Genomic DNA, 8,959 nt, shown 5'->3' on the forward strand with positions numbered 1-8,959 from the left:
ACATTTTACATTGTTCATCTAAAAAAAGTTCACAAAAAGCCCAATGTTTCAACCACTGTACCTTTTGTGAACTTCCATATTTTTTCTTTTTTATAATACATATATCATCTCTCATAACCCACTTCCCAAATGTGATATACATATTATGCAACTTCTTTCTTTAAGTTGCAACCCTTTTTATCAACAGGCTATCTGCCTATGTATCCTCCATAGATAATATTTTTCTACTTGATTTATCAACAACTCCGTCTAAACCATAATTTTGTGAACATATTTTTTCATCCGATAAATATCTACTGTTTCCATCCTTTTAAGTTTTATTATACTGAAAAGTGCTACTCAAAACAACGAATATACTTACAATACTTTATATATTATACGATTTCAAAAATGCACCCGTCTCCGGGTGCATCCTCTCATCTACTCCTCTTTAGAATACAACTTATCCAACACTTCATCCAGCGTTCCTTTTTTTGCATAAGGCAAAGCATCTAACTGTCTGAAATTATGCTTGATATCCTTTGTATCTTCATCAAAGCCCAATATGTAACTTGTTGCTATCTTATAGATAATTTCCGTCGGAGCTAATCCATATACCTGCTTTTCAAAGATATGTTTCAGACGTTCTTTACTGTCCGGGAATTGCTTTTTCATCTCATCGCTCTGGTACAACCGCTTCACAATCTCTGTAATATACAAACCAGATTTCATATACAAATCAATAAAGGTCTTATCTGGCATATCAAAGCAACCAGGATTCTCCTGTTCCAGCATGTCCACCATTTTCTTAACCATTGTCCTTGGTGTGAATATCTGATTTGTTTTCTGTGGTGGAATATAATCAAATATATCTTCCACACTCTTTTCATCAAAATAATCTGCCAGTTTTTTCTTTAAGGCAAGAAATTCTTTTACCGAATCATCAAATACCACCGAATCAAATAGCTGTCCATCGAAATGCTTGGTTTGTCCGGTTTCTTTCTCTACATAATCGCCACCATCACGCAGAAATTTGAACTGATCCAGTGTGATGCTTGTCACTTCAAGGAACACTTTATCTGGAATAATCGTATCAAAAGTCGCAAGTGTTACCGTATTATCTCCGTATGCCATAAGGAATGACGGGATTGTCCTTGAAAAACCACGCAGATGATCTCTGACACCGTCCTCAATTGTTTCCTTTTCACGCTCCTTTTTCTTGGTTTCTACGGTCTTGACTGTCTCTTTTGTGCATTCTTTTGCAAAATCAGAAATAGCAGTTGTCAATTCTGCATTGAATTTCTCCATAGCTTCTTTCTGTTTCTGTTCAAATTCTTTATCAATCTGCTCTGATGTTTTTCCGTTTTCATATCTTGCCTGCTGTTCTATTACACGCTGATTTTCTATGACATTACGCTCAATCTCATAATTGGTATGTAACTTATCAATCATTCGATCAGCTTCATGGCTCAATTTTGATTCAATCTGTCTTTTATCTGCCACTTTCATATCAGAGCCATAGGTAGACTGCGCAGTATCCACAACCGCCTTGACTGCACTCTGTTTTACCGCTTCTTTCAGTTTGTCGATGGCTTTCTGCGCCTTGTCCGGTGCTTGCTTCATCTGCGTCATAGTTTCCTGTACCTGAGATGTCACATCATAAATTTTATCGCCAAAAACATCATGTGTTCTTCCAATCACAAATTCATCACTAAGAGCCACTTCCCCATTTTCATCCAGCGATAGATCTTTCTTCACTTCCTCCGTCAGATTTACCTTGCTCTTTGGTTCTTCTATTGGTTCAAACTTTGTGATAATATCAATGACTTCCTTCGGCGCCCCAAAGATGTTACTGATATTCTGAAACAGGAAATTGCTCATAAACCCACGCTTCACAACTTCAACAGAGCGGATTTTTCTTGGAATCGTCAGTACCTTTTCTGCATCCAGTTCTACCAATTCTCCCTGTTCATCCTCGCCGATTACTGGGAAGAAATTTAACAGCTCTTTCACATTTTCTTTGCGTTCCTCTGCGGTACCTCCACCTTTGGCAGTATTAGGATTCAGGTTATTGGCAAACTGCTCAAATATGGTAAGTGTTCTTGCCGGATCAAAGTCAAATACATAAGCATTCTCTTTTCTCTTGAAAGATGTCCCAACTTTAAACAGACAAGGATTCTGTGCCCGGAATGCCGCCTGCATGTAAAGTGCAGGGGATTGCATATTACTAAGCATTAGCACTGCCGTCCATTCTGGAACGGTAATTCCTGTCGTAAGTTGCCCTACCGACAAAGTAATGGTCTTTTCATGCTGTGCAATAGCCTCAACCACTTTATCATAAGATTTCATGGTTTCGTCATCATCATCCAGTTTTCCATCACCCGCAGCAAGAACAATCTCATACTCCTTGAATATCGGATGCTCTTTTAATTTCTTTGCCAGCGCCTTTGCACTGTCTACCCTGTCGAGCAGCCAAAATGTGTGCTTTAATTCATCACGTAGTTCTTCCGTAGAAAATGGAAATTTTGTCTGTCTTGTCATAGCATCGAGAAATTTATCAACTGATGATTCATGATTAAACTTACCATTGGCAACCGCGAAAAACTCATTCAAATCAAATGCATATTCTTCTGTCTCACCGTCGATTTCTATACCCTGTTGCAGTTCATCCTTGATAATTTCTGACATCTGATAAGTATAGAGATTAAGCTGTGGTAATGTTGCATACGGATTTTCTTCCTCTGTGGAGACATCCCAGTCACGTTTTTTCTTCTGTTCATCTGCATAAGTCCAGTTGTAGATAGCATCATCCGCAAATTTATTATTGGCAAGTGCTTTAAACGGTGTTCCTGACAAATGCAACGTAAATTTACGCTTAATACGCTCAAATGCAACATCTGTTTTGTAGGTATCCACACCCTCATGTGCTTCGTCGATAACAAGGATGTCCCACTCCATATTTGCAACCTCACCTAATTTATCATACTGACCTCCAAAATAAATAGAGCCTTTCATATCCTGCAAGGATACAAATTCAATACATTTTATATTTTCACTATCTTTTCCTATAAGAAAATGTGTATATTCTTCTCTCGTCAACACACCTATTTTCCCTTTTAATGCGTCAACTTCACTTACAAAAAGATATCCTGATTCACTCCCCAGAAATTTGGCATAATCTGAAAACCATGAATTTGCAATCGCTGGTCGATTTGTCACAATCAGCACTTTTTCTGCACCGGTTTTCTGCACAAAATCATAGACCGATAATGTTTTTCCAAATCTTGGCTTGGCATTCCAAAGGAACTCTCCATCTTTATGAGCTGCCTGATACGCAACCGTCATCGCAACTGCACTCTGCTGCTCCTCACGCAATTTGTACGGAATAACTGCATCTGTCGTTTTTAAGATACCATGATTTTCCCTAAAATCACGAAACATTTGTTTTGATGTGGTGCCATCCACATGGAACCATTCATTATTTTTTCCCTTTTCTTGCTCTATACCAGATTTTCGCAAATAAACATGAAAGTCCTTATCTATAAACGTCTCCCCTGAGCCATCATCAAAAGTAGCATTTCCTTTCCATTCAAGCTGCCACTTAATATCAGCAGTATGTGTCTGTTGATTGATGCGAGTTTCTACATCCTGCTCTGTATATCCTATCTTCGTCCATCCATTATGGCGAATCACTTCCGGAGTGGAATAGCCATAAAGCATTGGAACTACCTGTTTGGTCGTCTTGATATTTGGTTTATTCATGCTATTCCATCTCCTTTACATTATTTTCAATAAATGCGATTTCTTCCCCTGATAGCCCATATTTTTTGTAAAGCTGTTTGTCTATGTTTGCTATGGATACTGACCAGTTGATATCGGATTTATCAGTAAAATCTTGAAGAGGGATTTTCGCCCATGTGTCTCGCTCATTATGCTGGTCAATCTTTAAGATGCTCAACATTGTCCTTAAAAATTTGCTTTTAATATATTTGAGCAAACTATCAGCTTCATAATTTGTATCAAATGCTCCTATTCCAATAAATGTCTGTGTATAACCTTGATTTGGTTCTAGAATAATTGGCGAACTAAGGATTTCTCCCAGAACGCCCTTACCATTAGCCCTTGGCACTATTACTTTCCATTTCATTAAATTTTCATGTTCTAAATCAATCAACTCTTTATCTATATAGCGCCAATATCTTTTATTTTTGATGACCCCTATTACTGCAATATCAGATTCATTAGCCGCTTTTTCCAAAAAAGATGGAATTTTTTCAAAAATATTGTTTCGAAAACGCCTATCTTTTCCCTCACTTCCAATCACAGATTTATATTCTGGATGTTTAAGGTATAAATTATCTAAATTAAATCTGTTTTGAGTATATATAATTTCTTTAATGCTAGTCTTACTTACATCTGACACCTTAGAATTAATAGATCTTAATTCGCCATACGGTGAAAACACTTCAATTGCACCATAATTCTTTGTTAAATCTCTGTATGTTACTGTCACACCGCCTTTAATATCTGTATTGCCAAATACCTTGCTGCTATCCTGTTCATAATACAAAATTTTTAAATGTTCATCGTCCAACATCTTCTTATTCCATTCCTTAGGCGTAGAACCTGCATTACTTAGAAATCTCGCTGGATGAATCATCTCAACCCTATCTGCTATTTGATAAGCAGAATCTAAAAATTTATTATAAACAGGTGGTGCAAAAGTTTCATTTTCCCCTGATATTGTATCTTGATATGGCGGATTTCCTATCGCAAAATCAAACTTCATCTCATCTACCTTCCTTCATACTTTTGTACGTTAGTGACTTATCGCTACGCCAGTCATAGATTCGGCAGTATACCTCTTCGGGTTCTTCTGTATCCTGGCTATCCAGCTCATCTGCTACAACAAAATCAAATAAATTGAATTGATGATATTCCTCTTTGTTTTTTCCAAAAGGAATCATCCCAGTTATCCCATCCATCTGCCAAAAGTTCCAGACAATAACATTTACAACCTTTCTTAGTTCTGCCTCTGTCGGAACCCGATTCCATCTGTCCTGCATATAGTCAACAAAAGTTATAAGTAAATTAATTCTTGCAATTAAAAGGTTATCTCCTTGAAATTCATATCCGTATACGCTCTGATATGCTCGGAGTACCCATTTGAACCATTCTGTTTCATTGTCTGTGTTTTCATTTACTACTCGCAGTTTTCTATCCAAAATACCAATCCGCCGCTTTATCTCAATGATTTCTCCGGTAGCTGCATCATAGCGTGATACTATATATGGAGCTTCACCACATGTAATCTCCAGCCTTTTTGAATCAACATATTTTTTCCAATCATCTTCTGTGTCAAACTCAATTTTTTCTGTATTTAACCGCCATTCCTGCCCTTGTTCAGTGTTAAATACATTTTTCTTTCCAAACCACTCTTCATCACAGTGATTGTTCATTTTGTTGCAAATCCACGATGGTGTAAATACCTCAGCTTTTGCTCTGGTACGTTCCTGCTGTTGTTCCTTATTCTTCAGCACCCTCGGTTGTATCTCACACTGCGCAAATCCTTTTAAAATTTTCTCCGTCATTTGCTCCGTTTCCTTGATAGGATTTCCTTCGGAACTATATGCTGGTGTAGCAAATATTATATTTTTCTTTGTTGTCTTATCCTTCAGCAATGCTTTAAGGTTTTTACTGACTGGATAAACATTCATATCAATTAACTTATCCATTTTTATCCTCATTTCTAAAGCAGGCTATCCCTGATAGCCTGCTTGGAAAAATGTATACTTTTTTTCATAAGGAAAATTTGGATTTGTAACTGTGAAATTCCACGAAATTTTTACAGAAAATCACTGAATTTTGACTAATTTCGTGATACAATATGTAAGAATGGTTTTATGTATACGAGTACTGGAAATGTATACCATTTCAGTTAAAAGAAATAAACTATTTAACTAGATTTTTCGTATTTTACCGATTTGCTATAAAACGTCTTAGGACACATATTACAAGCCTTTGCGGCTTCTTCTATTGTGATTTTCCCTGTTCTCCAATCTTTATGCATCTGATAGAAGTTCTCAGGAATTGGTAATGGCGGTCTACCAAATTTTACTCCCCTTGCTTTTGCTGCAGCAATCCCCTCTGCTTGCCTTTGCTTGATATTGGTACGTTCATTTTCTGCCACATAGCTAAGCAAAGCCAGAACTACATCACTGATAAATGTTCCAAGCAAATTTTTTTCTCTGCGAGTATCTAATAGCGGCATATCAATAACTACAATATCTGCCTTCTTCTCTTTTGTGATAATACGCCATTGTTCATTCAGTTCCCCATAATTTCTTCCCAGACGATCAATTGATTTAATATATAGTACACTCTTCTCATTCAGTTTTTGCAACAATCGTTTATACTGTGTTCTCTCAAAATCTTTACCTGACTGTTTGTCCATATAAATGTTATTCTCAGGAACTCCTATCTCTGTTAATGCAATCTTCTGTCTGTCCTCATTTTGTTCCTTTGATGACACTCTCATATATCCGTAAATGTTTATATCTTCCATGTTCTTTACCTCCTTCATCTGCCAATATCTCCTACACTGATTTAGTATTTGCAAACATATTGATATATACCCTACAGAAGACTAATTCATTGAAACCTGTCTTCTATTATATTGCATAATCATCATTGCAACAGCGTTGCTCTCACAATCTTCGCCGCTCTTTCAGATAATTTTTTCTTATAAACTCAAATTATCTCACTTCTCCTTCCGGCTCCAAATCAGACATTAGTTTGGTATTAAATAATCTCCTCTTTTTTGTATGTAATATTCATATCTGCCTCTCTTTCTAAAAATTACAATTCGATAATAATATTGTATTTTCTCGATACTCTATACTCTTGCATATGCATGGATTTTTGTTGCGTTGGTTCTTTTACGATTTCCTGTTTTTCCGCCAAGCATTCCTTTAGTATCTTACCTCCTTTATCTTTAGTATGGTTAGCAAACCTGTACTTAGTATAACATTGGAGTTTTTTACTGTAAGCTAATGCGTCTGTAGGCAAACCTGCATAGCAGGCGGTTTATTTATATAAGATGCAAAAAAGAGACCGTAAGATGAGGAAAACTTGAACTCATCTTATGGTCTCTGATATTTTTTATTTTATTGTTGACAATACAGTTTTTTTGCCCTAAAGACGATAAACCATATTGCCCTTTAACAGTTTTCATTATTCAAACTCTTCCCAAGGGAAGTATCATCAAATCAAAAATGCTGATTTTATGCGGTATTCCACCGCATCTGTTTCATCTAATGTTACTCTTTTCATATTGTTTTCAAAAACTTTAGTAGCAAATTAGTTGCAATTATTCAATGTTGCTTCTACGAAATCCATGGCAGATATAATCTACTTTTACTACTAAAAACGAATAATCAAATGTGGCTTGCGGGTGCTTAACTGTGCCCGCTGCCACGCCCACTATGAAAGGAGCTTTTTTATGAGCAATCAACATAAACATCCAACTATAAGTTTTAGAATAAGCGATGCTGAACGCAAGCAAATCGAAGCCCGTATTCTTGCCAGCGGTATGATAAAGAAAGATTACTTTGTCCGTTCCTGTATCTATAACCGCATCTGCGTTGTTGGTAAGAAAGAAACTATATATCCTCTTGTACAGACCGTTAATGCACTGTATCTACAATTACTTGAAATGCATAAGGCATTTACATCAACTGGTACAACTTCTGGTACGCTTCCTGCTTCAGATGAAATCAAGGAATTGCAGACAGAATACACCAATATGCTTACAGCTATTATTGACCTCTTGGATGGTGCAAAATATCTGTGGGAAGGAGAGTCACATGAACAATAATCTTGATTTTCAATTTGGTATGTATGCGCCTGCCACAGACTCCATCATTATCAATAACGGCGAGAACGCAATTCTTGTTATCTGTTGCAAGGAATGTAATTCCTCTGTTATCTTTGATGACCCGAATGATATCGTATATCTTTACTTGCTGGCCGAGGAAACGCCTCTGCTGTATGCTAAGCTGGCAATGAAAGAAAACGGATTACAGGATTATGTGGATGCTATGAATGAATTTAACTAACTGCTTTTCATCTCTCTAAACTGTGCACAATAATTCTTTTTGTGCGCAGTTTCTCCTAAAATGTCTTCATCAAATACTCTTTCATCTTCTCTTTTTGAACATAATTAATTTCGCACCTACATATGCGACATTCTTTTTCTATCATATTTATGTATTCGTCTATATTCATATTACTAGCTGTAAATGCTTTTTTTTACAATTTCTTCTATTCGTTTCTGTTTTTGAGTCTTATCAGACAATCATGTAGTTTAATCAATAAATATGTCCCAATTACATTGATATAGCAGCTTAAATATGTATAGTTTGCAACAACTACAGCATTTACATTTGTCAACAAGAGACCTCTTAGTGTAATATTCAACTTTTCCGGAAATGAATTTTGTTGTGCAAATTTATTATATCTCATACATTGCACCCATTTAACTATGCTATTGAATTCCATCAATTCATCATGTTTTGATAATTCGTTAATGATTGTTATTTGTGTATCTCTATCAAATTTATCATGATATATCGAATACATTAAATCGTCTTCATTGATAACGCTTATTTTTATAACCCAGATATAAAATACGTCCAATATTTTATCATTATAAACCATATCGATTAGTAAAATACGTCCAATATTTTATCATTATAAACCATATCGATTAGTCCGCTATCAATGCTAGCATTAACATACTCCACAAATTTAAAATACATTCCCTTCTCAAAACGATGACCTATATTCGAATTTCTTATTTTTCTATCACTTCTTCAGCGTCATCTTGCATACTACCATGATGATTCCACAGAGTTCTCTTGCATACTACCATGATGATTCCACAGAGTTCTCAATACATTTATATTAATATATTCCCACT

The 8,959-nt window shown here is 36.0% G+C and carries 6 protein-coding genes; 2 read left to right on the plus strand and 4 right to left on the minus strand.

Annotated features, from left to right (window positions below; all coding sequences use genetic code 11):
- Nucleotides 1–420 precede the first annotated feature (420 nt).
- The 4 genes from DW059_RS14260 to DW059_RS14270 all read right to left on the minus strand — a co-directional run bounded on the left by DW059_RS14260 (nt 421) and on the right by DW059_RS14270 (nt 6,544).
- Nucleotides 421–3,741 (minus strand): DEAD/DEAH box helicase family protein, encoded by a 3,321-nt coding sequence (locus DW059_RS14260; RefSeq protein WP_117699233.1) that lies wholly within the window; start codon nt 3,739–3,741, stop codon nt 421–423.
- A gap of 1 nt (nt 3,742) precedes the next feature.
- Nucleotides 3,743–4,768 carry an Eco57I restriction-modification methylase domain-containing protein gene (locus tag DW059_RS16180; protein ID WP_199534379.1) on the minus strand — a complete coding sequence of 342 codons (1,026 nt, stop codon included), beginning with the start codon at nt 4,766–4,768 and terminating at the stop codon, nt 3,743–3,745.
- Between the two features lies 1 nt (nt 4,769).
- Nucleotides 4,770–5,714, minus strand: coding sequence for a restriction endonuclease subunit M (locus tag DW059_RS16185; RefSeq protein ID WP_199534381.1), 945 nt, complete (start codon nt 5,712–5,714; stop codon nt 4,770–4,772).
- A gap of 221 nt (nt 5,715–5,935) precedes the next feature.
- Nucleotides 5,936–6,544, minus strand: a complete 609-nt coding sequence (locus DW059_RS14270; protein WP_117699238.1) for a recombinase family protein — start codon at nt 6,542–6,544, stop codon at nt 5,936–5,938.
- Between the two features lie 936 nt (nt 6,545–7,480).
- Between DW059_RS14270 and DW059_RS14280 the strand changes: the two genes are divergently transcribed.
- Both DW059_RS14280 and DW059_RS14285 read left to right on the plus strand, forming a co-directional pair.
- The gene (locus tag DW059_RS14280) at nt 7,481–7,855 is read left to right on the plus strand and encodes a plasmid mobilization protein (protein WP_117699235.1); all 375 of its coding nucleotides are present in this window, start codon (nt 7,481–7,483) and stop codon (nt 7,853–7,855) included.
- Nucleotides 7,845–8,096: a hypothetical protein gene (locus DW059_RS14285; RefSeq protein WP_117699236.1), complete on the plus strand. Its 252-nt coding sequence runs from the start codon at nt 7,845–7,847 to the stop codon at nt 8,094–8,096. Before DW059_RS14280 ends, DW059_RS14285 begins: the two co-directional genes overlap by 11 nt.
- Nucleotides 8,097–8,959 lie beyond the last annotated feature (863 nt).

The organism is Roseburia sp. AF42-8 (assembly GCF_003435965.1).
In the GTDB taxonomy this organism is placed as follows: Bacteria; Bacillota; Clostridia; order Lachnospirales; family Lachnospiraceae; genus Roseburia_C; species Roseburia_C amylophila.

Coding starts and splice junctions, on each gene's coding strand:
- DW059_RS14270 (WP_117699238.1), bottom strand. CDS start 6,544: ATGGAAGATATAAACATTTACGGATATATGAGAGTGTCATCAAAGGAA.
- DW059_RS14260 (WP_117699233.1), bottom strand. CDS start 3,741: ATGAATAAACCAAATATCAAGACGACCAAACAGGTAGTTCCAATGCTT.
- DW059_RS14285 (WP_117699236.1), top strand. CDS start 7,845: ATGAACAATAATCTTGATTTTCAATTTGGTATGTATGCGCCTGCCACA.
- DW059_RS16185 (WP_199534381.1), bottom strand. CDS start 5,714: ATGGATAAGTTAATTGATATGAATGTTTATCCAGTCAGTAAAAACCTT.
- DW059_RS14280 (WP_117699235.1), top strand. CDS start 7,481: ATGAGCAATCAACATAAACATCCAACTATAAGTTTTAGAATAAGCGAT.
- DW059_RS16180 (WP_199534379.1), bottom strand. CDS start 4,768: ATGAAGTTTGATTTTGCGATAGGAAATCCGCCATATCAAGATACAATA.